At 47.6% G+C, this 22,586-nt stretch carries 18 protein-coding genes and 1 pseudogene; 10 read left to right on the top strand and 9 right to left on the bottom strand.

Annotation, left to right across the window (positions count from 1 at the left end; all coding sequences use genetic code 11):
- Window positions 1–46 precede the first annotated feature (46 nt).
- Together COW15_RS03450 and COW15_RS03455 are read right to left on the bottom strand one after the other, a co-directional pair.
- Window positions 47–3,223, bottom strand: coding sequence for a multidrug efflux RND transporter permease subunit (locus COW15_RS03450; protein WP_293629992.1), 3,177 nt, complete (start codon window positions 3,221–3,223; stop codon window positions 47–49).
- 13 nt (window positions 3,224–3,236) lie between these two features.
- The gene (locus tag COW15_RS03455; protein ID WP_293629994.1) at window positions 3,237–4,475 is read right to left on the bottom strand and encodes an efflux RND transporter periplasmic adaptor subunit; all 1,239 of its coding nucleotides are present in this window, start codon (window positions 4,473–4,475) and stop codon (window positions 3,237–3,239) included.
- Window positions 4,476–4,857: 382 nt separating this feature from the next.
- Between COW15_RS03455 and COW15_RS03460 the strand changes: the two genes are divergently transcribed.
- The gene (locus COW15_RS03460; protein ID WP_293629995.1) at window positions 4,858–5,478 is read left to right on the top strand and encodes a TetR/AcrR family transcriptional regulator; all 621 of its coding nucleotides are present in this window, start codon (window positions 4,858–4,860) and stop codon (window positions 5,476–5,478) included.
- A gap of 94 nt (window positions 5,479–5,572) precedes the next feature.
- Here the strand turns inward: COW15_RS03460 and COW15_RS03465 are convergent, their stop codons facing one another.
- Entirely contained in the window at window positions 5,573–6,001 is a 429-nt protein-coding gene (locus tag COW15_RS03465) for an OsmC family protein (protein WP_293629996.1), read from the bottom strand.
- A gap of 197 nt (window positions 6,002–6,198) precedes the next feature.
- Between COW15_RS03465 and COW15_RS03470 the strand changes: the two genes are divergently transcribed.
- Complete coding sequence (locus COW15_RS03470) at window positions 6,199–7,023, top strand: transporter substrate-binding domain-containing protein (RefSeq protein WP_293629997.1); 825 nt, start codon at window positions 6,199–6,201, stop codon at window positions 7,021–7,023.
- A 37-nt stretch (window positions 7,024–7,060) separates the two neighbouring features.
- Here COW15_RS03470 and COW15_RS03475 read toward each other — a convergent pair whose 3' ends face one another.
- The gene (locus tag COW15_RS03475; RefSeq protein WP_293629998.1) at window positions 7,061–7,954 is read right to left on the bottom strand and encodes a LysR family transcriptional regulator; all 894 of its coding nucleotides are present in this window, start codon (window positions 7,952–7,954) and stop codon (window positions 7,061–7,063) included.
- 141 nt (window positions 7,955–8,095) lie between these two features.
- On the opposite strand from COW15_RS03475, the gene COW15_RS03480 reads away from it, so the two are divergent.
- Together COW15_RS03480 and COW15_RS03485 are read left to right on the top strand one after the other, a co-directional pair.
- Window positions 8,096–9,352 carry an adenylosuccinate synthase gene (locus tag COW15_RS03480; RefSeq protein ID WP_293629999.1) on the top strand — a complete coding sequence of 419 codons (1,257 nt, stop codon included), beginning with the start codon at window positions 8,096–8,098 and terminating at the stop codon, window positions 9,350–9,352.
- A gap of 176 nt (window positions 9,353–9,528) precedes the next feature.
- A complete protein-coding gene (locus tag COW15_RS03485) occupies window positions 9,529–9,954 on the top strand; it encodes a thioesterase family protein (protein ID WP_293630000.1) in 426 nt (141 codons plus the stop codon).
- A gap of 14 nt (window positions 9,955–9,968) precedes the next feature.
- Here the strand turns inward: COW15_RS03485 and COW15_RS03490 are convergent, their stop codons facing one another.
- Together COW15_RS03490 and COW15_RS03495 are read right to left on the bottom strand one after the other, a co-directional pair.
- Window positions 9,969–11,465 carry an EAL domain-containing protein gene (locus COW15_RS03490; RefSeq protein ID WP_363699754.1) on the bottom strand — a complete coding sequence of 499 codons (1,497 nt, stop codon included), beginning with the start codon at window positions 11,463–11,465 and terminating at the stop codon, window positions 9,969–9,971.
- Window positions 11,466–11,547: 82 nt separating this feature from the next.
- The gene (locus COW15_RS03495; protein ID WP_293630004.1) at window positions 11,548–12,390 is read right to left on the bottom strand and encodes an HDOD domain-containing protein; all 843 of its coding nucleotides are present in this window, start codon (window positions 12,388–12,390) and stop codon (window positions 11,548–11,550) included.
- Between the two features lie 271 nt (window positions 12,391–12,661).
- Between COW15_RS03495 and yegQ the strand changes: the two genes are divergently transcribed.
- From yegQ to COW15_RS03510, 3 genes are all read left to right on the top strand, one after another.
- Window positions 12,662–14,029 (top strand): tRNA 5-hydroxyuridine modification protein YegQ, encoded by a 1,368-nt coding sequence (gene yegQ, locus COW15_RS03500; protein WP_293630005.1) that lies wholly within the window; start codon window positions 12,662–12,664, stop codon window positions 14,027–14,029.
- Between the two features lie 3 nt (window positions 14,030–14,032).
- On the top strand, window positions 14,033–14,284 hold the full coding sequence (locus COW15_RS03505) for a YfhL family 4Fe-4S dicluster ferredoxin (RefSeq protein ID WP_006082676.1): 252 nt from the start codon (window positions 14,033–14,035) through the stop codon (window positions 14,282–14,284).
- A 497-nt stretch (window positions 14,285–14,781) separates the two neighbouring features.
- On the top strand, window positions 14,782–16,671 hold the full coding sequence (locus COW15_RS03510) for a S8 family peptidase (RefSeq protein WP_293630036.1): 1,890 nt from the start codon (window positions 14,782–14,784) through the stop codon (window positions 16,669–16,671).
- Window positions 16,672–16,790: 119 nt separating this feature from the next.
- Here the strand turns inward: COW15_RS03510 and COW15_RS03515 are convergent, their stop codons facing one another.
- Complete coding sequence (locus COW15_RS03515) at window positions 16,791–17,324, bottom strand: SCP2 sterol-binding domain-containing protein (RefSeq protein WP_293630037.1); 534 nt, start codon at window positions 17,322–17,324, stop codon at window positions 16,791–16,793.
- A 137-nt stretch (window positions 17,325–17,461) separates the two neighbouring features.
- Here COW15_RS03515 and COW15_RS03520 point away from each other — a divergent pair, with 137 nt between their 5' ends.
- Window positions 17,462–18,463, top strand: coding sequence for a peptidase U32 family protein (locus COW15_RS03520; RefSeq protein WP_293630038.1), 1,002 nt, complete (start codon window positions 17,462–17,464; stop codon window positions 18,461–18,463).
- Between the two features lie 40 nt (window positions 18,464–18,503).
- A complete protein-coding gene (locus COW15_RS03525; RefSeq protein ID WP_293630039.1) occupies window positions 18,504–19,376 on the top strand; it encodes a U32 family peptidase in 873 nt (290 codons plus the stop codon).
- On the opposite strand, the gene COW15_RS03530 is transcribed toward COW15_RS03525, so the two are convergent.
- Window positions 19,369–20,091, bottom strand: coding sequence for a hypothetical protein (locus tag COW15_RS03530; protein WP_293630041.1), 723 nt, complete (start codon window positions 20,089–20,091; stop codon window positions 19,369–19,371). The two genes, COW15_RS03525 and COW15_RS03530, sit on opposite strands and share 8 nt — an antisense overlap.
- Before the next feature lie 526 nt (window positions 20,092–20,617).
- Between COW15_RS03530 and COW15_RS03535 the strand changes: the two genes are divergently transcribed.
- The gene (locus tag COW15_RS03535) at window positions 20,618–21,976 is read left to right on the top strand and encodes a YjiH family protein (RefSeq protein ID WP_293630043.1); all 1,359 of its coding nucleotides are present in this window, start codon (window positions 20,618–20,620) and stop codon (window positions 21,974–21,976) included.
- A 244-nt stretch (window positions 21,977–22,220) separates the two neighbouring features.
- Here the strand turns inward: COW15_RS03535 and COW15_RS03540 are convergent.
- Window positions 22,221–22,586: pseudogene (locus tag COW15_RS03540) on the bottom strand (alpha-amylase family glycosyl hydrolase); the annotation flags it as partial.

The raw sequence follows: 22,586 nt of genomic DNA on the forward strand, positions 1-22,586 counted from the left end.
GGCCTGTTTATACAGGCCTTTAACTGGATCGCTTTATATCTGAATCCTATGTATTTGCATGCTGTTGACCTGTAGTAATATCCACCAACGGCTCGACATTTTTACCGCCCCGCTTTGCTAAGGCATAGTAGAACAACGGCGTTAGGATAAGACCAAATACAGTCACCCCAATCATACCGGCGAATACCGCCACGCCCATGGCTTGGCGCATCTCGGCGCCCGCACCAGTGGAGAACACCATAGGCACCACTCCCATAATAAAGGCGATAGATGTCATCAAGATAGGTCGTAAACGTAATCTTGCCGCCTCTAATATCGCCTCCATAGGCGCCATACCGTGATCTTGTTTCTCCTTTGCGAACTCGACAATCAGAATCGCGTTTTTAGTCGCGAGCCCCACCAACACTATCAGGCCAATCTGGGTGAAGATGTTGTTGTCGCCACCATAAATCAGCACCCCACTGAGGGCTGAAAGTAAGGTCATTGGAATGATTAAGATAATCGCCAATGGCAGGCTTAAGCTCTCATACTGGGCGGCTAACACCATAAACACTAAGATGATCACCAGCGGGAAGACTAACAAGCCCGTGTTGCCCGCTAAGATTTGCTGATAAGTCAGCTCAGTCCACTCGTAGGTCATACCGTTTGGCAGCGTCTCGGCGAGGATTTTCTCAATCGCTGCCTGCGCTTGGCCGGTACTGACTCCAGGGGCTGGACCACCGTTGATTTCAGCGGTCGTGAAACCGTTATAGTGCATCACCCTGTCTGGGCCTGAACTTTGGCTGACGTTGATAAACGAACCTAGCGGGATCATGTCACCATTTAGATTGGGCACCTTCAGCTGACTTATCTGCTGCGGGCTTTGACGGAACGCCTCATCGGCTTGCATATTCACCTGATAAGTTCGACCGAAACGATTGAAATCGTTGACATAGGTCGAGCCCATATAGGTTTGTAATGTCTGGAAGATTTGATCGAGCGACACTGCCTGCTGTTTCGCTTTAGTTCGATCTATATCCAGTTCAAGTTGTGGCACGTTCACCTGATAGCTGGAGAAGATCCCCGCTAATTGTGGATCGGCCCACGCCTTGTACATCACTTGTTGGGTCACCTGATACAAGGCCTCATAACCAAGGTTGGCTCTGTCTTGAATTTGCAGACGGAACCCTCCTATAGTGCCGAGGCCTTGCACAGGTGGCGGCGGGAAGATGGCAATAAACGCGTCTTGAATACCGGCAAATTGCTGATTCAATTGTCCTGCAATGGCATTCGCCGACAGTTCAGGACTGGTACGCGAGTCAAAATCATCGAGCGCGACAAACACGACGCCTGAGTTAGGACTGTTAGTAAAACCGTTGATGCTAAGGCCAGGGAAGGCAATCGAGTGCGCCACACCCGGGTGATTAAGGGCAATCTCAGACATCTTTTTGATAACGGTATCGGTACGTTCAAGGGACGCCGCATCGGGCAACTGGGCAAAAGCCACTAAATACTGTTTATCTTGGCCGGGCACATAACCCGTTGGAGTATTGGCAAATTGCACACCCGTTAGCGCTACCATGCCTAAATATACTAGGCCGATAATGCCGCCAAAACGGATCACTTTGCGCACTAACCAACCATAGCCATCGGAAGCGCGGCTAAATAAGCGGTTAAAAGGCGTGAACAACCAAGCACCGAACAACTTGTCCATTAGACGGGTTAAAGCATCCTTCGGCGCATCATGGCTCTTGAGCAATAATGCGGACAATGCTGGACTCAAAGTGAGTGAGTTAATCGCCGAGATAAAGGTCGAAATAGTGATAGTCAAGGCAAACTGTTTATAGAACTGCCCGGTTAAACCGCTCATAAAGGCCGTTGGAATAAACACCGCCGCCAGCACTAAGGTGGTTGCCACAATTGGGCCGGTCACTTCTTTCATCGCCTTTTGCGTTGCCGCAATGGGGCTTAAACCTGCGGCAATATTACGCTCGACGTTTTCGACCACCACAATCGCATCATCCACCACGATACCGATGGCGAGCACGAGTCCGAATAACGACAGGGCGTTGAGCGAGAAGCCGAGCAGATGCATAAAGGCAAAGGTACCAACCAAAGATACAGGCACTGCCACCAGCGGAATAATCGAGGCGCGCCAGGTTTGCAAAAACAGCACCACCACTAACACCACCAGCAACACCGCCTCGAGCAAGGTTTTTACCACAGCCTCAATCGAACCGCGCACGAAGACCGTTGGGTCGTAAACGATTTCGTATTCTAGCCCTTCGGGGAAAGACTGAGACAATTCCGCCATTTTGGCACGCACATCGTCGGAAATTTGAATCGCATTCGAACCCGATGCTTGGAATACTGGAATCGCCACCGCATCTTTGTTATCCAGCAGTGAACGCAGCGCATAACTCGTCGCGCCCAGTTCGATACGAGCCACATCCTTCAAACGATTCACTTCACCGTTTTGGCCAACTTTGACAATGATATCTTCAAATTCAGATAATTCAGTTAAACGGCCTTTCACGTTGATCAAGAGTTGAAAGTCAGCATTGCCACTGGGCTGGGCACCTAAACTGCCCGCTGCCGCCTGTTGGTTTTGCTCACGCACGGCGGCAATAATATCCGCTGGCGATAAACCCAGCGCCGAGACTTTATTCGGGTCGAGCCAAATTCGCAGGCTATACTCGCCAGCGCCAAACAAGCGCACCGCGCCGACGCCATTAATCCGCGCGAGTTCGTCTTTCACGTTTAGCGCCGCATAGTTAGACAGATACAACATGTCATAACGGTTATCCGGTGACAGTAAATGCACCACCATAGTCAAGTCCGGCGATGACTTTTCGGTGACTATGCCTAGGCGTTGTACTTCCTGCGGCAGACGCGGCATAGCGCGATCGACACGGCTCTGCACTTGGGTTTGTGCCCTGTCTACATCGGTGCCAATCGCAAAGGTAATGGTTAAGGTCATGCGCCCATCGGACGTCGCCTGGGATGACATATACAACATGTCTTCGACGCCGTTGATTTCCTGCTCCAGCGGCGAGGCCACAGTTTCGGCAATCACCTTAGGGTTAGCGCCGGGATAGTTAGCGGTCACAACCACAGTCGGCGGTACAACTTCAGGATATTCTGTAATAGGCAACTGCCAAACGGCAATCGCCCCTGTGATAAAAAACAGCAGTGAGAGTACGGCTGCAAATATCGGTCTCTTAATGAAAAACTGCGACAACATAGTGTTTTGTTCCTTAACCGCGGCTAGCCGTTTCGACCGCTTGCGCCGTCAAATGATCTTGGTTTTTATCGAGCATTAACTGGGCTTGACGTAATGCTTCGAGCTTGTCGCTGTCGACCATGTCCACCATGTTTGGCTCAATTTGCATCCTTGGGCGCACGCGCTGCATGCCGTTGACGACAATCTTGTCCTCGGCTCCTAAACCTTGAGTGACGATACGCAGTCCTTGGACTTTCTCACCTAAGGTCACGCCGCGATATTCGACTAAACCATCGGTACCCACCACCAACACAAACTTATTGTTTAGATCTGTGCCAACGGCTTTATCGTCGATCAAGATACCCTCATAGGCGCCGCTGCCTGCGGTGCGCAGGCGGGCAAACAAACCTGGTAATAAGTTATTGTCTTCATTGTTAAAAGTAGCTCTAACTCGAATGGTGCCGGTCTGTTTATCCATCGCATTATCGACAAAATCGACTATGCCGATATGCTGATAATCACGCTCATCGGCTAAGGCCATGTACACGGGATTATCCCCTGCTCGCGGGTCGTTACGTTTCTTTTCGGCCGTTAATTTCACGTATTTAAGATAGGTTTGCTCATCCACATCGAAATAGGCATACATGCTGGCGGTAGACACTAAGCTGGTCAGCACACTCTGTCCTGCAGTCACATAGTTACCGGTGGTGACATTGGCATAGGAGACGCGGCCATCAATCGGCGCCCGCACTTGGGTATAATCCAAATCGAGTTCGGCCCGCAGCAATGCCGCTTTTACCGACGCCACAGCCGCTGTGGTTTGGCGTTTATTCGACTCACGGGTGTCGAGTAATTCTGCTGACACCGCTTTTTGGGCAAATAACTTACGGGCACGCTCTAGATCGTTAGTGGCCAGTTGCTCGGCAGAAAGCGCGCTAGCAAGATCTGCTTTTAACCGGGCCACTTCCACCTCAAATACGCTCGGATCGATGCGGAATAACACCTCGCCTTTTTTCACTAAGGCGCCTTCTTTAAAATTCACCGACTCGATATACCCCGATACCCGAGGCACTAAGGTCACACTCTCTGGCGCCTGTAAACGGCCGGTAAATTCATCCCATTCGGTAACTCGCTCGTGCAATACTTGGGCGACATCCACTTTAGGCGCACTCGGCCCAGGCCCCTGCTGCGCGGTTTGCTCACCACAAGCGGAAAGGACGACTGCGGCAATGGCCGTTAACATCATGGTTCGTAAGGGGTTGTGGCTCATCATATTCGTGTCCTCAAAGTGGTGTGTATTTTGTGCAGCCCTAATAAATACCGACTGGTAAAAAATATTCTGTACTGGACGGTAATATATAGCGTAAAATGACTCTGTCAACAAATTTATGTACCGATTGGTATTAAATTAAAAGCGCGCACTAACCTTCACTTTGCAATGCGCCCTTAGGCGGAAAGCCACAAGTTTGATCTTCAACGCATTTTTATGAATATTGAGGCGAACACTGACTGACACGGATTGAATGCTGAACTTAGGTGATAGCTTGAATGACTAAGTAGCCAAATCCCCTTAGTCGATCATCAGTCAGCAAGTGTGGCTGGACACGGGCTAAACCCATGTCTATCCTAGGGGCAATTGAGAATTGAGGAGCCTAATGATGTCAACCGTCACCCAGACGCCCTGTGTAGGTCGCCCACGTGCCTTCGACACTGACGATGCATTAGCCAAAGCCTTAGAAGTCTTCTGGCGCAAAGGTTTTGAAGGTACATCGTTAACCGATTTAACCCAAGCTATGGGCATTAATAAGCCAAGCCTTTATGCCGCCTTCGGCAATAAAGAACAGTTATTTCTCAAAGCGATAGAATTATATGAACAACGCCCCTGTGCGTTTTTCTATCCCGCGCTTGAGCAGAAAACCGCCTATCTGGTGGTCGAGTCAATGCTGCTCGGGGCTGCGAGCTCTTTGGTGGATAAAAGCCATCCACAGGGATGTTTGATTGTTCAAGGGGCATTAACCTGCAGTGAAGCAGGGCAAGCGATTAAAGACACCTTAATTAATCGTCGCCGCGACGGTGAAATCGCCCTGTGCGAACGACTGCAACGCGCCAAAGATGAAGGTGATTTGCCCGCTGATGCCGATCCCTTGCTGCTTGCCCGTTATGTCGGCACTGTATTACAAGGCATGGCTGTACAAGCAACCAGTGGGATTTGTCCGGATGAATTGCGCAAAGTGGCTGAACTGGTGTTAGCGAATTTTCCAAAAAGTAACCGCTAATTTATCCACTTAATTAAATACCCCCTGTTAAGTCATCGCCTAACAGGGGGTTATTTTTTGGGGAGACTATTTGGGGGAGATTCACTATCAATCGTTAGTCATTAACCCTATGGGTCACGAGTGTTGGTTGTAAAAGATTGTCATGTACAGGGCAACGATTGCACACAGTATCTAAAAATTCACGCTTCTGCTCCTCTGAAAGATCGGCATCGATACTGGCGTTGAGTGCAATGTGTTTAAAACCGACCGGATCTTCGGAAGGCTGACCTAATAAGCCTGCGGAATTCATGATGGCACGGACATGCACATCAAACTGACGTAGTTCAATATGACGTTCCCTTGCAACCATTTTCGCGATGGCAGAAATACAGCCTCCCAGCGAGAATAGGAATGTCTCCAAGGGATTAGCCCCCTCGTTGGTGGCACTCGGTTGATCTATCACTAAAAGATGCTCTCGAACCTGCGCGGTGACTTTCCAACCACTTGCCATATGGGTGGTAACTTCGACAACTTTTTCAGCCATTGAATAATGCTCCATTAGTTTTTTTTCAATCAGATTATTCTAATAGTTGATTTGGCAAAAATCACGGAGAAAGATCACAGTCTGCTGGAGTTTATTATGCTATCGAGCATATTTAAGCTCCCATAAAATAATTAGCCTAGCGACAGAGACTTATGCTATAAACGCCATATATCAAGGTAGGTATAAACGGACGCCAAATGCGTGTAGGGACTCAAGCAATTATAAAAATGCCCCAATTATTTTATTTACCCCGGTCATTTTTGCTTGGTGTTATTCTGTTATTCCTGTTGACGGGTTCCCCCCTTACCTCTGCCCAAGAAAGTCTCCCCCTCGCTAGCACAGTTCCCCAACAGGCGATCACTCTGGCGGCGGAGGATAGCTGGCCTCCCTTCGCTAATCAGTACGGGCAAGGTATTTCCCACCGTTTAATCCAAGCCGCCTTTAAACAGTCGCATATTGAAGTGAATAGCTTAGTCGTGCCCTATTCCCGTGCATTAATGATGGCGGAAAAAGGCACTGTAGACGGTGTTTTTAATGTGACACGCGAGGCGAGTACTGAGCAGCGTTTTGTGTTTGGTACGACGCCCTTATTTATTGCTACAGCCTCTTTTTACCATAAAAAAGAACAGACTATAAAAGCGGGTAATAAATGGGAGCTGCCTAAGGGCACAGTCGTTGGGGTGATAAAAAGCTACGAGTATGGCGATGAGTTCCCCCTATTAGTCAAACAAAGGCAGCTCAACCTAGTACAAGTCGCCACACAACAGCAGTTAATTAATTTATTGCTGATAGGACGCATAGATACCGCATTAATGTTCGACCTCGTCGCTAAAGAAAATTTACAGAAGATGGGGGTGAACGATGAAGTCGTTCCCGCCTTTAGCAATCACAGCAGCAATATTTACCTCGCGTTTTCCAAGGCAAATCCCAAATCAGTTCTGCTCGCTCAGGCACTGGATAAAGGATTATTGCAACTCAAAAGTGATGGGCAATACCAAAAACTCTTCGCCACTGGGCAGTAAGATATATACTCAAGCTACTTGAAGGCATATTCGCTATTTAAGACTGTTGAGAGCGGATAATCTCTTGATTTACCCAGTATAAAAGCTGTTTTATCGCCTTAGAAAGAATTTGGTTTTGCCGCACTATATAGCCCAAACTTGTGCTTGGAAATTGCGGCAGAGGCGTCACCTTAGTCGTCAAGTTAGCCTTAGTGTAAATCGAAAACTCGGGCACAATCGCAACCCCAAATCCGGCTTCAGCCCAATCAATTTGCGCATCAACACTGCCCACCTCCATGATCCTGTAACTGGGCAGGTTTAAGGATGGGAGCGCAGGATCCAATAACTCACGGGTACGGGTATCGTGGCCGAGTAAAATCAACGTTGGTTGCTCGGCAATCGGCGTGTCTGCTGACAATTTAGCCTGCTGCCAAAGTTCAAGATTATCCCCAAGGGCACACCATTTAATTTGCTGTAATTCAGTAAAATGCAGCGGTTGGCTCTCCTTCTGCGCGATCACAAAGCCTAAATCCGCCTCGGCATTGGTCACTAACTCCGAAGCCTGCGAAGAAGTAGTATTAAGTAGTGAAAAGTCAATTCCCGGAAACTCCGCTTTAAATAGCTGGAACGGTTGGATCAACAATAACCGCGAAATAATATCACTCGCCGCGATGGTCAAGGTGCCTTGGCTAAGATCGTTAATGGCATTCAGATCCGCCTGGCAAATTTGCAATTCCATCAGGGTCTTTTGGCTGCTCTCTAACAGACGAAATCCCGCCTGCGTCAATCGAAAGGGATTACGTTCAATCAACTTCACCCGAGTCGTTTGCTCTAACTGCTTAATGTGTAAACTCACATTAGGCTGTGTCATATGCAATGCCGCCGCAGCCTTACCAAAATGCTTATGTTCAGCGAGGGCGACAAAGGTTTTTAACCAATGAAGATCGAGCATAGTGCACCCCAAGACAATAAAAATGTATTAATTATGGGATAATGATATATGAAATTCTTATCAGCACGATAACTATAATTAATTTCTCTTATTTCTATTGGAGGTCTAGCATAACCGCTTAATCAATGTGGAGATGATGCTATGCCGTCTATCGTGGTTGTGGGTGCAAATTGGGGTGATGAAGGCAAAGGCCGCATCGTGGATTATTTAGCCGCGGATGCCGCTGCCAGTATTCGCTTTCAAGGTGGTAACAACGCAGGCCATACGGTAGTCAACGACTATGGCACCTTTAAATTACACCAATTACCGAGTGGCATTTTCAACCCTAACTGCATTGCAGTATTGGGCCCAGGCATGGTCATCAGCCCAGAAAAACTCAGCGTTGAAATTGCTGAAGTTGAAGCGACAGGTGTTGAAGTCAAATTATGCATTTCTGACCGCGCAACTCTGTGCTTACCGCTACATGCATTAGAAGATACCTTAGAAGAACAACGTCTTGGCGATTTAGCCTATGGTTCAACCCGTCAAGGGATTGCGCCAGCCTATGGCGATCGCGTGATGAAAAAAGGCATTTTAGTCGGCTGGTTAAACCAACCCGAAGTGCTGCAAGAACGCATTCAATTTATGCTCGACTGGAAGTTGCCACAATTAAAGGCTCTTTATCCAAGCTGCGATTTTAATCAAACCGCCGCCGAGATGACCGCATGGTTATTAGAAGTGACTGCGCCTTGGCGCCCCTTTATTTGTAATGTGACTGAGCCATTAAAAGCATTACAAAAACAAGATGCAAACCTATTGTTTGAAGCACAATTAGGCGCTGGCCGCGACTTAGTCTACGGCGAATATCCTTATACCACCTCTTCAAACGTGACTGCGGCTTACGCGGGTATCGGCAGTGGTTTACCCGCACTGCGCCCAGAGCGTGTGATTGCCGTGGCGAAAGCCTTTAGCTCCTCTGTGGGTACGGGCACGTTAGTGACTGCGATGGAAGAGCAAGATGCGTTTCGTGAAAACGCCAACGAGTTTGGTGCAACCACGGGTCGTCCACGGGATATGGGTTACTTCGACGCCGTTGCCACCCGTAATGGTGTCGAGCTGCAAGCGGCAACTGAAATTGCCCTGACTAAGATTGATTGTCTATCGGGCATGAAAGATCTGAAAATCTGTGTTGCCTATGCTGGTGAGCACACTGAGAACCCCATTTGGCCACAAACCGCCGCATTGAGCCCAGTGTATGAGCAAATGCCAAGTTGGAGCGAAGATATTACTGGTTGTCGCACCTTCGAAAGCCTGCCCGTGGCCGCGCAGCAATATGTTGAACGTATTGAGGCCCTAATGGGTGTGCGCGTCAGCATGGTGTCCGTTGGACCCGAGCGTGATCAAATGATCATCCGTTAACGCATCGATTACCCTACAAAAAAGCCATATTCGCTAAAACGAATATGGCTTTTTACTTTGTGCTGTCGATGCAATTTCCCCCCAATATGCAGGATTTAGCCTGCATATTGGGTTTTGTTTAGCCCCATAAACCGCTAGACTGCGCTCAAACAAAACCAGTCCATATCGAAAACACCATGCCGCAATTTAGCCCGACTTATGCTTTCCCAGTGCAAATCTACTATGAAGATACCGATTTTTCCGGCGTGGTTTATCACCCTAACTTTTTGAAATACTTTGAGCGCGCCCGCGAGCATGTGATTGGTGCCGAGCGTTTAAGTGCCCTGTGGCAACAAAATCAACTGGGGTTTGCCGTATATCGCAGTGAAATGGTATGCCACGAGGGGGTGGAATTTGCCGATATTATCGATGTGCGCACTAAGTTTTACTTTGAGAGTAAGTACCGGACTGTGTGGCAACAGGAAATTTGGCGACCACAGGGCAAAAAACCTGCCGTCACAGCCACTATCGAAATGGTGTGTATGAATCAAGCCCGCCAGCTAGCCCCAATGCCTGCAGAGTTAATTGCTGTCCTCAGTAGCGGATTTGAACTGAACCAATAAGCATCCAAGTAAATCTAAAAACGCGGCTGTAACTGAGCCCAGTTCATTTCCAGTTCTGCGGCTCTCATGGGTTTAGCGTAATGCATCCCCTGCAGAGTATCTGCGCCCATTTCCACTAAAATATCACGTATTTCAGGGGTTTCTACACCTTCGACAGTCACATCATACCCGAGCTTTTTCGCTATATTGATACTAGCCTCGAGAATGTATTCCGCCGATTTATTCTGCTCAAGATCCCTTAAAAAAGCCTTATCAATTTTGACCTCATTGGCGGGCAAATGTTTTAAATACGCGAGGGACGAATGGCCAGTGCCAAAGTCATCGATAGCGAGTTTAATCCCCAGCTTGCGAATTTCCTCTAAGGTTTCCACTGCCTTATTAAGATCCGCCATCAAGGCACTTTCGGTGATTTCGATCATTAAACATTCTGGGGGCAATTGATAATGGGCAAGACGCGCCGCCAACTCCTGGGGCAAGGTTTCACTGTCAAGATCCCGTGTCGATAGATTGATCGCAACACAAAGCCTCATCCCCATGGCCCGCCATTCTACCTGCTGAGCTAACACCTGCTCCAACGCCCAGCGGCTCACTAAATCAATCATGCCTGCGTATTCGGCCAAGGGAATAAACTCACTAGGGGAAATGAATCCCAAGGTTTCGTGATCCCAGCGTATTAATGCTTCAACTTGGGTGCACTGCCCCGTCTTTACATCCTGCTTAGGCTGATACACCATATACAAGTGATTACGCTGTAAGCCTTTGGGTAAGCTGTCAATAATCTGTAGTTCCCGCAGTTGCCTAATATCATCATTCTCACTGTAATAGGCGATGGCACTGCGTGTCACGCGCGCTTTGTTAAGGGCAAGATCGAGCCTGCGTAGCATATTGCTGGTATCGGCATGGTGCTGCTCTAACTGTACGCACCCCACCTGAACTCGCACACTCACGGGTGTGTCTTTTATCCTAAAGGGCACCTGTAGGCGACCACGTAGCTGCAATAATTGTTCTTCCGATAAGCTCTGCTCATAGTACAGAAAAAACTCATCGCCATTTAAACGCGCAATGAGTCTAGGGGCGACATTGAGGTTGGTTAACCGTTCGGCAAATTGCTTGAGCAAGATATCACCAAACACAAAGCCGAAAAGATCATTGACGTAGCGAAACCGATAGATGTCGAGCAACACCATAGTACCTTGGGTGAGCGGCATCATTGAGGCTAAGGTGCGTTTCAGCCCGAGGCGGTTGCTCAGCCCCGTCAGTTTATCCTTACCCGTTCCCGCGGGTAAGACGGCTAACATCTCGTTTAATGAGTGATAGAGAGGAGCAAACTCCTGCGGGACTATGGGGATATTCAGGGGCTGACGTTCAATCTTTTGCTGGTCAAGCTGCGGGCAAAGCTGTACTAAAAATCGTTGTTGTTGTCGCAAAGAGCGATATTTTTCTAACAAAATGTACAGCACACCTATCAAGATGATAAACAGGGCTAACCCAATAAATCCCAACATAATCATACCTAGGCCTCAATCTTACCGCATAAGCTTATTTCCGATGGCGACTCTGCGAGAGTCATCATTTGAGTTCCATTTAGGCCGACTATTGGTAACTTTCTCTAATAGAATGGAATTTATCCATAAACTCATCACTGGCTAAATCGCTAGCCGATACAGGCAATCCCCGCTCAACAAATACATCTAGACGCTGCTCTAACTCTGTGCCAGCCCGCAATTCTCCCGAATAAAATGCCGCGGCGCGGATAAAATCTAAGTAAGTCACTTGCTCGGGCAAATAAGGAAGATCCGCCCAACGCTCGACCACTTCCATCACTTCGGGGGCAAAATCCCAACTCTTTAATACGGCCCGCCCTAATGGCCCCTGCATTTTACGCACTAACGCACGCAGTTGATCTATGCTAGTAAACAACTCAGGATGCGCTTCAGCCTCGGTTAATACGGGCAAAGCCCCGATGTTATGTACCAGCCCAGCCAAGGTTAAGGTATCGAAGTTTAACCCACTGCCATGGCGACGCTTATTGTACATCTGCAATATGGCACAAGCCGCCGCAGTAACATCGATGGAGGTACGCCATACTTCATCCATCACTTCCCATACCATTTCATTGGTGGAAATAAATAACTGTTCCATCGCCACTGACGTGGCAATGCTCTTGATCTGAATGAGTCCAATACGTGAAACGGCGCTGTTAATGCTCTCAGCGGGAATACCGCGACTATATAAAGCACTGTTGGCAACCTTAATGATCCGAGCAGAAATCGCCGCATCTTGGCCAATCACTTCCGCCACTTGTTTAAGACTGGCTTCGGGGCGTCCCACGACTTCCTGCACCCGCATTGCCACTTCGGGTAAGGTTGGCAATACTAAGGCATCATCTTTTAGTTTTTTTAATAAGCCGACTAACAGTAGATGTTCGGTAGACATCTTAGCTCCCATCAATCTATCAACATGAACATTGGATAGTTGGAGTATATCAGTTGGCCGTGATAAGAAGGGTAGAAAAAGCAGTAGAGGTTAATAATTTGTATGATTGCGTTATCAATTTCGGCCATAGGGCCGTTTTCTCATCTTATATTCGCAAAGTGTGAAGTACCGCTAAAGTTAGCTGCCGCTATTTGCATAACCCTACTTTCATTGTGTAAAATCCCGCCCCCGCGCACTGCGCCTTTATAGACCAACTAATTCGAGAGTTATTATGTTTAAACCAGAGCTATTATCTCCCGCAGGGACGCTGAAAAACATGCGCTACGCCTTTGCCTATGGCGCAGATGCCGTGTATGCCGGTCAGCCGAGATATAGCCTAAGGGTACGTAACAATGACTTCAAAATGGAAAACCTTGCCACAGGGATTGAAGAAGCCCATGCGCTCGGTAAAAAGCTGTATGTGGTGAGCAATATCGCGCCCCATAATGCCAAACTTAAAACCTATATCAAGGACATGGAGCCCGTAGTGGCGATGAAGCCAGACGCACTGATCATGTCCGATCCGGGTTTAATCATGATGGTGCGTGAAGCGTTTCCCGATCAGGTAGTGCATTTATCCGTACAGGCCAATGCCATCAACTGGGCCTCGGTCAAGTTTTGGCAAACCCAAGGGATCAAGCGCGTGATCCTGTCCCGCGAACTGTCCTTAGATGAAATCGAAGAAATTCGTCAGCGCTGCCCAGATATTGAACTCGAAGTCTTTGTGCATGGCGCCCTGTGCATGGCTTATTCAGGCCGTTGTTTACTCTCGGGTTATATCAATAAACGCGATCCAAACCAAGGCACTTGTACTAATGCTTGTCGCTGGAAATACGATGTACACGAAGCGCAGCAAAACGACAGCGGCGACATCATTGCCATGCCTAATGCAGTACAAATCGAAACTCCGACGACTTTAGGTGCGGGTGCGCCCACGGATCAAATCTTCCTACTGCAGGAAGCCAATCGTCCCGGCGAATACATGCCAGCCTTTGAGGATGAGCACGGCACTTATATCATGAACTCTAAGGACTTACGTGCGATTCAACACGTTGAGCGCCTGACAAAAATGGGCATAGACTCACTTAAAATTGAAGGCCGCACTAAGTCTTTTTATTATGTCGCCCGCACCGCACAGTTGTATCGCCGCGCGATTGAAGATGCGTCATCGGGTAAAGATTTCGATCGCAGTCTGATGAACCAGCTAGAGGGACTCGCCCACCGTGGTTATACCGAAGGCTTTTTGCGTCGCCATGTGCATGATGAATATCAAAATTATGACTATGGCTACTCAGTCAGTGACACCCAACAATTTGTGGGTGAACTGACGGGCAAACGCAACCTGGCGGGATTGGCAGAAATCGAAGTGAAGAATAAGTTTTCCGTTGGCGACAGTGTCGAGCTGATGACGCCGCAGGGTAATATCAGTCTGACGATTGAACAACTCGAAAATCGTAAGTCAGAAGCGGTTGAAGCGGGCTTAGGTTCGGGGCACACTGTGTATCTACCCGTGCCAAAAGAAGTCGATTTGAGCCACGGTATTTTGCTACGTAACCTGTCCCAGGGTCAGGATACTCGCAATCCACATGAACTAGGTTAAGGTATGGCATTACTGATCGACGATAGCTGCATCAACTGCGACATGTGTGAGCCTGAGTGTCCCAATCAGGCGATCACTATGGGCGAGGAGATCTATGAAATCGACCCAGACCGCTGTACCGAGTGCGTGGGTCATTACGACAAACCGACCTGCGTGTCTGTCTGCCCTATTGATTGCATCGACCCCGATCCAAATCGCGTCGAATCCAACGACGAACTGTTAGTGAAATTTGCCGTGCTAACGCAAAAAGCTTAATCACATCACCGGACCGAGTGGCAATACAGCCTCTCGGTCAAATTCACCCCATACCCGCCTAAAGCGATCACAACACTTGCATATAAACAGTATGCAACACCATTTAAGCGCATAAATCCGGGCATTCATTACCAGCTTCATAAAAACACTACTTTAGACTGATTTTGGTTTAGAGCTGTCAGCCAAAAAACTGACCGACGGTATTTATTACGTCTTCGCAACCTATAGCTCAAGACATAATGTCGCTTGATAAATCACCATTTTTACAAATGCTGTCACTTTAATGGACTGAGAGTTATTATTTTGACACTTATTTGTACAGTTCAATAATCATCCCAGTAAAAACTCACTCAAGCCCAAATTGTAAATAAAGTGTTACATTTTAGCTTTATGAATTAGGCAAGCCTTAAGCATTAAACTGGGCAGGTTGAAAATACCTTCTACATTGGATTATGTCTCGAAGTCCGTGGAGACATAAAAAGAAAATGGAGTTCAACATGCATAAGAAACATTTAATAGCAGTCGCGGTCGCAACTGGACTTGCTTACTTCCCTGTTAACGCTAATGAATACCAAGCGAATATGGTAAGTGTCCCACAATCTAAAGCCATCAAAGATACTTACATCGTGGTATTCAATACCCCAAGTGTTCTTAATCTCAGTAATAACAATGCCATATCTGACTTTGCTACTCAGCAGGCCGAGAGTTTAGTCAATCAATATGATGTCAGAGTGATGAAAAACTTTGGCAGCGCCCTTAATGGCGTATTAGTTAATGCAAGCCCCCAACAGATTAAAGCCTTGCGTAGCGATCCTAAGGTGAAATACATAGAACAAGATCAAGTGATGTCAGTAACGCCCATGATGGAAGCCAATGCGGACCAACCGAGTCCGACCTGGGGCATAGACAGAATCGATCAGCGCAACTTGCCATTGGATAGCAACTATCACACGGATTACGATGGCTCGGGTGTGACCGCCTTTGTTATCGATACTGGCGTGCTAAATACACACAATGAGTTCGGCGGCCGCGCAAGCAGTGGCTATGACTTTATCGATAATGATTACGATGCGACTGACTGTAACGGTCACGGTACCCATGTGGCGGGGACGATTGGCGGTTCAACCTACGGTGTCGCGAAAAACGTCAATGTAGTGGGTGTCAGAGTGCTCAACTGTTCAGGTTCTGGCAGTAACTCTGGCGTGATTGCAGGGATAAACTGGGTGAAAAACAATGCTTCTGGTCCCGCCGTCGCGAACATGAGTTTAGGTGGCGGCGCCTCCCAAGCCACAGATGATGCCGTCAATGCCGCCGTAGCTGCGGGGATCACCTTCGTCGTCGCGGCCGGCAATGATAATAGTAACGCCTGTAATTACTCTCCAGCCCGCGCGGCGGATGCCATCACAGTCGGTTCAACCACTAGTAACGATTCCCGCTCGAGTTTTTCTAACTACGGGACCTGTTTAGATATTTATGCCCCCGGTTCGAGCATTACTTCCTCTTGGTATACCTCAAATTCGGCCACTAATACCATTAGTGGCACCTCAATGGCTTCCCCCCATGTAGCAGGCGTCGCGGCATTATACTTAGATGAAAATCCTAACCTCTCCCCCACACAGGTGACTAGCTTACTCGCGACGCGCGCCACTGCGGGCAAAGTCACAGATGCTAAGACAGGCTCACCCAATAAGTTACTGTTTTCACTTGCAAGCGATGATGGTGGTTGCGGTAATAATTGCCCCGTCGACGAGACTCCGCTGCAAAACAATCTGGGTATCGCGATCAGTGGAGCCACAGGTTCAGAGGCTTATTACTATATTGATGTCCCCGCAAATGCGGCCAGTTTAGGCATCAACCTCGCGGGGGGCTCTGGCGATGCGGATATTTATGTGAGCCAAGGACAAAAACCGACGACGACCAGCTATCAATGTCGTCCATATCAAAATGGTAACAATGAGAGCTGTAATTTCACCGCGCCTGCAGCGGGTCGTTGGTATGTGATGGTCCAAGGCTATAGTAGCTATGCCAATGCACAACTCACCGCAAGTTACAATCTTGGCAGTGGTGGTGGCTGTACCGATGCAAACTGCTTAACCAATGGCATACCTGTCACGAATTTGAGCGGAGCAACGGCAACTGAAGCCCTGTATAAAATTGTCGTCCCAGCCAATAGTCAACTCAATATTGCGACCAGTGGCGGCACTGGAGACGTGGATCTGTATGTCAAAGCAGGTACAGTCCCAACAACCACCAGCTATGATTGCCGTCCCTATAAAAACGGTAACAATGAAAGCTGTTCGATTACCGTGACTCAAGCGGGAACTTACCATGTGATGTTACGTGGTTATACTAATTATTCGGGTGTTCAACTGAGTGCAAGCTACTAGCGAGTGAATAGGTTCAGTGAGTTTTGAGTCAAACTTAAGCCCACTAAGGTAACGACTTAGTGGGCTTTTTTAGTGGTTTATTCAGAAGGCAATCTCGCTAAATAGCATTAATAGCTTGATTAATAACTTGGAGACTTAGCGAGAATAACCGTTGGTTTCGCTTCGAGTTGCAGACGTTCAATCACTGCGGCGAGCTTTTCAACGCTAAGGCGAATTGGGGTCGGCATACTGGCAAATTCGATGCTGAGCAGCAGGTTTTTCACTTCGAGCCCTAATTCTGTATCCCCTTGAATACTCAGCTTACGCTGGAAGAATAGCGTGTCGGGATCTTCCTTTGCCGCCGCCACTAACACCAGTTCAGCCGAGTTGGCACTAAAGGTCACCTGCGCGTCGGTCAATTTCCTCACTTGCCATTGGCCATTAAAACTCACTTCGAAATCGAGCGCTAAGTCCTCCACCCGGATAGCCACCCATTTATCGGCTAAAAATGTTAGCTCATCGTCCGCCATTTGTTGGGCTAACAGCAACCCCAACAGTTGGCTAATGGCTTTTGCCTTCAAGCTAAAGGGGACTTTCCCAAGGGGGAAGCGTATTAATTTGGGGGTAAAGGTTAACAGTTGCTTAGCAACATTTGCTGAAAAAACAGCGGACATACGGAAATTCCTACGGAAAAAAACACGATATATCTCAGTTTACCTAGATTTTATGATCTTAAACCTGTTTTAAATCAATTCACCGTCATTCAATCTTGCCTACACTCTGCGGCTATTATTTTATCGGGAGCACCATTATGGAGTTATTGTGTCCAGCGGGAAATCTGGCCTCGTTAAAGGCGGCACTACAGGCCGGAGCCGACGCGGTATACCTAGGACTAAAAGATGATACCAATGCACGTTCATTTGCAGGGTTAAACTTCACCCCAGCAAAATTGCAGGAAGCGGCAGAACTAACGCACAAGCAAGGTAAGAAAATCTTTTTAACCTTAAATACTTTCCCTAAGCCAGGTGAAGAATACCGTTGGTATCAGGCTATCGATTTAGCGGCAAAACTGGATATGGATGCCCTAATCGTTGCCGATCTTTCTTTACTCGATTATGCCCATAGGCACTACCCCAAGCTGCCGCTGCATTTATCGGTGCAGGCCAGTGCCACTAACCTAGGGGCACTCAGTTTTTATAAGGAAACCTTTAATATCGCCCGAGTCGTGCTGCCGCGGGTGTTATCCATGAAGCAAGTGCGCGATCTGGCCAAGGTCAGCCCAGTGGATTTAGAAGTGTTCGCCTTCGGTAGTCTGTGCATTATGGCCGAGGGGCGTTGTCATTTATCTTCCTATGTGACTGGCCAATCGCCCAACACCGGCGGTTCCTGTTCGCCCGCGAAGCATGTGCGCTGGGAGGAACAAGGTCAGGACAGACTCACTCGGCTCAATGAGGTGCTTATTGACAAGTCGGGGCTCGATGAGCAAATGGGCTATCCCGTGGTTTGCAAAGGCCGTTATCTCACCGAAGATCAGGACTCGCCCCAGTACTTACTCGAGTCACCGACCAGTTTGAACACCCTAAGCTTACTGCCCGAACTCGCCAAGGCGGGCATAGTGTCGCTGAAAATCGAAGGCCGCCAACGTAGCCCTGCCTATGTTGAGCAAGTCACTAAGGTTTGGCGTCAAGCTATCGATACCTATCTCAATCACCCCGAGCAATTCCAAAGCCAATCCCATTGGGAACAGGCACTGGCAAAGGTGTCCGAAGGGCAAATTACCACTCTGGGTGCCTATGAGCGCAATTGGCAATAACGGTCAATAACAGATAACAAAAATGGATAAAGGAGGAGTGATGAATATTTCCCTAGGGCCGTTGCTATATTGCTGGCAAAAACAACAGGTTATTGACTTTTACCAACAAGTTGCCACCAGCCATATTCCCTTAGTGTATTTAGGCGAAGCCGTTTGTAGCCGTAGACGCGAACTTAAATGGGGTGATTACCTCGAACTGGCACAGATGCTTAAGCAAGCGGGTAAAGAAGTAGTGCTTTCAACACTGGCGTTAATCGAATCCCCCTCTGAATATGCGGAGCTGAAACGCCAAGTCGAAAATGGCGAATTTATCGTTGAAGCGAACGATATGGCGGCAGTGTACCTTGCCCAAGAACATAAACTGCCCTTCGTCTGCGGTGCGAGTATCAATAACTACAACCGCGCCAGTTTAGATATCTTGCAGCGGTTTGGTATGAAAAGGTTTGTGATGCCAGTAGAGTTATCTAAGTCCTGGCTTAGCCAAGTGATCCAGGAAAAACCCATATTTGAGGTCGAAGTGCTAGGCCATGGTTATTTGCCACTCGCCCACTCGGCACGCTGCTTTACCGCAAGGCATAAACAACTCACTAAGGACAGTTGTCAAACGGTTTGCCGACAATACAGCAAAGGGCTCCTCGCCCAAACCCAGGAACAACAACCCTTGCTGAGGCTCAATGGTATTCAAACCCAGTCAGCCCACTGTTTAGATTTACGCGGTGAAATGGCCTCTATGGCGAAGATGGGGGTCGATGTCTTTAGGGTATCCCCCAGCAGCATGGAATGTATCGCGATGGCCGATAACTTAGTCGACGCACTCAAGGCCCCAGAATCGTTACCCTATTTCCCTCTGAATGCAGAGCAATGTAATGGCTACTGGTTTGGTGAGGCTGGCGTCGCCATTCATATTAGCTAGGCTGTTTTTCAGTCACTGGCACTCTTGTGAAACTGAGCTGACTCAGTAACAGGGCGCCCACCCACCCCAATAAGCTTCCCAGCCCTAGCCACTCTAATAGGGCTGGCCACCATAACGTCGGGCGTGGAAACTGCAGCACCATTTCCTGATAAAAAGGCCTGTCCCCGTCGGTGAGTCCCAAGGATAACTGCGGGGCATAGAGGAATGTCATCATGCTTGTTAGCACCATCAGCGCCAGTAATACCGGTAAAAGGCGAAATGCCGAACGATTAGCAACCACAAAAACTAAATAAAAGATTGCACTTAGGCTGCCAAAATAGAAAAACCATTTCAGCCCTAAAATGTGCAAATGGTACACATTGACCGGAAACAGCCCCACACAGGCTAAGGCTAAAAAAGTGAAGGCTAAGAAGATAAAAAAAGGATACTCCCAGAAAGAAGTCACGTTTTGCAGTGAGGATAGGCAATAAAAAACAACGCTTAAACTGCCAAAAAATAATCCGCCATTGAGAACCACTGCATAGGTAGAATGCCCATAAGTGCCTAGTTCGCTTAGGGTATAGTTTAAAAAGTTAAAGGTTTCTGGCTCGGAACAGTTAAATCCCACGATCGCCACAACCATCCCCAGCAATAATCCAAAGAGACCAAGAAAGCCAAATTTAGTGGCGAGCACTGACCCCTTCTTTATCGTGATACTTGATCTTGTAACAGTCATGAGTAATTTAGCCAAATAGAGGTACTAATAAGGTACATGGAATTGAAAAGATTTAAAGCGGCACACATCCGCTTTATCGGAAAATTTTTACTTTCCGCATCTATATCGACTTTTTAGTCATACTCAGTTGGGGTAAAAAGTGGGCTAAGTATGGCTTAATGCTTCTTGGCTGATATTTTTTAGTCGAATACAAATACGAACAGCCATAAATTATAAAATAGAGCACCTTGCTAAGATTGACTCAATAAAAACACATAACACATTGATTTAAATGAAACTAACCTTAAATAACACCGATAAGCATCGCAACCCTCACTTGATACTGACGCCGAAATAACTATGCTGTTTTGTTGCTTATCTCAAACTAACTAGCGAATCGTTTTACATAGTGGAGCTAAGCGAGTAATCTTCCCCCTTCTCGATTTTGAGCTGAATGAAAATGCACCTTAACTGGCCCTAAAAACGGTTTTGGATGGCTGCTTATTCAAGTTTATTTTGTGCGACTCGTACTTTAAGGTGTACACCATTGGCTACTGAACATAAAAACCGCAACATAAAGACGATACTCACCTTTATCGTCCCTTCGCTGATAGGTCTGCTGCTGTTTATGACCCCTATCAGCTATAACGATGCGATCACTATTCCCATCGCAATCATCTCTAAGGCGCTACAAAGTGCATTGAGTGAGGTCCTAACCTTAATCGTCACGGCGATTGTGGTGACTATGGCATTTGCCTCCCTACTCACCAAAATGCTCAAACCTAAGTTTGTCCTCAATCACCATTTTCTTAATGGCTTACTCAATATCAGCCCCCTGTGGTTAACGACCCGAGTTGTAGGCGCAGTCTTTATTGTGCTGACCTATTTTACCGTCGGCCCCGAAGCGATTCACTCCTCCAGCACGGGTGCGTTAGTGTTAAATGACTTACTGCCCGTGTTGTTCTCGGTGTTTATTTTCGCGGGTATGTTACTGCCATTGCTGCTGAACTTTGGTCTACTCGAACTCTTTGGCACATTGTTAACTAAGATTATGCGCCCAGTGTTCAATTTACCGGGCCGCAGTGCTATCGATTGTATGGCCTCATGGCTAGGGGATGGCAGTGTCGGGATTTTGCTGACCAGCAAACAGTATGAAGCCCGTTTTTATACCCAGAGGGAAGCGGCCGTTATCGGCACCACATTCTCGGCGGTATCCATCACTTTTAGCCTAGTGGTGATCTCGCAGGTTAAGTTAGAACACATGTTTGTGCCCTTCTATTTAACTGTGTGTCTCGCTGGTTTTGCCGCTGCCGTGATTGTGCCTAAGTTGCCACCACTGTCGTGGAAGAAAGATAACTATATCGACGACACCCCGCGCACGCCCGATGATGAGATCATTCCCGCAGGACACGGTGCCTTCTCCTGGGGTTTTGATAAGGCCCTAGAAAAAGCCGCCAGTGCAGGAGGGATCAAAGCCGTTCTAAACGAAGGCGTTAAGAACGTGATCGATATGGTGTTTGGCATTATCCCCGTGGTGATGGCAATTGGTACCACGGCGCTGATCATTGCCGAACATACGCCTATCTTTAATTATCTGGGGATGCCGTTTATCCCGTTACTCGAATTGCTGCATATTCCAGAAGCCACCGAAGCCTCTAAAACTATCGTGGTAGGGTTTGCCGATATGTTTATTCCGTCGATTTTAGCTAGCTCTATCGAATCGGATATGACCCGTTTTGTGATTGCGGCATTATCTGTGACTCAGTTGATTTATATGAGTGAAGTCGGCGCACTGTTGATTGGCAGTAAAATCCCAGTGAACTTTGTTGAGCTGTTCGTGGTATTTATCCTGCGGACCTTAGTGACGCTGCCAGTGATTGCCGGTGTAGCTCACTTGCTGTTCTAAGCGCAAAAACCTTTGAAATATCAAGGGGAGTCAGGTTAACTGACTCCCCTTTTTTATATTCACCTATACACGCACTTATACACGAACAGACAGTTTTGATTATTTAGTGGGACTTAAGCGTACAAACTCCACTCGACACCACACAACTCCCTTTGGGACAAAAGCTCGCTGCGTTTTGCGCGGCATTATCTGCATTTCGGATAAACAAAAATAATTCTAATCACTGAAGTGAACAGTAGTGAGCTTAAGGATGTAATGCTTGGCTAGAGGCTTTGCCTTTACACCATTTCCCGCTGTTATGCTGCTTTTTAAACTCACACATGCTATCCCATCGGCCACTTATGCCACTGTATTGACGACGAAACTCTTTGGTTGATGTGAGCCATGCATCAGGCGAAATGCCTAATTCATTGAGCAATTTGGGCCGTTGATTATCGATATAACCTTTTTTATCAAGGCGAATAGCGCGGCCTGTCCAATCTATCAACTCAAGATAATCAGCAAAATGAAACGGAATACCCATTTGCTCATTCAGGTGTGCTGCACCATCGAATTGGGCAAGAGATTTGTTGGGAATATGAGATTGATTGGTTGAGAAGTCTGTTGGTAA

Origin of the sequence: Shewanella sp. CG12_big_fil_rev_8_21_14_0_65_47_15, from assembly GCF_002783505.1 — a bacterium.
Taxonomy (GTDB): domain Bacteria; phylum Pseudomonadota; class Gammaproteobacteria; order Enterobacterales; family Shewanellaceae; genus Shewanella.

Excerpts from the sequence above, each read along its gene's own strand:
- COW15_RS03450 (WP_293629992.1), bottom strand. The coding sequence starts at position 3,223 with ATGTTGTCGCAGTTTTTCATTAAGAGACCGATATTTGCAGCCGTACTC.
- COW15_RS03455 (WP_293629994.1), bottom strand. The coding sequence starts at position 4,475 with ATGATGAGCCACAACCCCTTACGAACCATGATGTTAACGGCCATTGCC.
- COW15_RS03460 (WP_293629995.1), top strand. The coding sequence starts at position 4,858 with ATGATGTCAACCGTCACCCAGACGCCCTGTGTAGGTCGCCCACGTGCC.
- COW15_RS03465 (WP_293629996.1), bottom strand. The coding sequence starts at position 6,001 with ATGGCTGAAAAAGTTGTCGAAGTTACCACCCATATGGCAAGTGGTTGG.
- COW15_RS03470 (WP_293629997.1), top strand. The coding sequence starts at position 6,199 with ATGCGTGTAGGGACTCAAGCAATTATAAAAATGCCCCAATTATTTTAT.
- COW15_RS03475 (WP_293629998.1), bottom strand. The coding sequence starts at position 7,954 with ATGCTCGATCTTCATTGGTTAAAAACCTTTGTCGCCCTCGCTGAACAT.
- COW15_RS03480 (WP_293629999.1), top strand. The coding sequence starts at position 8,096 with ATGCCGTCTATCGTGGTTGTGGGTGCAAATTGGGGTGATGAAGGCAAA.
- COW15_RS03485 (WP_293630000.1), top strand. The coding sequence starts at position 9,529 with ATGCCGCAATTTAGCCCGACTTATGCTTTCCCAGTGCAAATCTACTAT.
- COW15_RS03490 (WP_363699754.1), bottom strand. The coding sequence starts at position 11,465 with ATGATTATGTTGGGATTTATTGGGTTAGCCCTGTTTATCATCTTGATA.
- COW15_RS03495 (WP_293630004.1), bottom strand. The coding sequence starts at position 12,390 with ATGTCTACCGAACATCTACTGTTAGTCGGCTTATTAAAAAAACTAAAA.
- yegQ (WP_293630005.1), top strand. The coding sequence starts at position 12,662 with ATGTTTAAACCAGAGCTATTATCTCCCGCAGGGACGCTGAAAAACATG.
- COW15_RS03505 (WP_006082676.1), top strand. The coding sequence starts at position 14,033 with ATGGCATTACTGATCGACGATAGCTGCATCAACTGCGACATGTGTGAG.
- COW15_RS03510 (WP_293630036.1), top strand. The coding sequence starts at position 14,782 with ATGCATAAGAAACATTTAATAGCAGTCGCGGTCGCAACTGGACTTGCT.
- COW15_RS03515 (WP_293630037.1), bottom strand. The coding sequence starts at position 17,324 with ATGTCCGCTGTTTTTTCAGCAAATGTTGCTAAGCAACTGTTAACCTTT.
- COW15_RS03520 (WP_293630038.1), top strand. The coding sequence starts at position 17,462 with ATGGAGTTATTGTGTCCAGCGGGAAATCTGGCCTCGTTAAAGGCGGCA.
- COW15_RS03525 (WP_293630039.1), top strand. The coding sequence starts at position 18,504 with ATGAATATTTCCCTAGGGCCGTTGCTATATTGCTGGCAAAAACAACAG.
- COW15_RS03530 (WP_293630041.1), bottom strand. The coding sequence starts at position 20,091 with ATGACTGTTACAAGATCAAGTATCACGATAAAGAAGGGGTCAGTGCTC.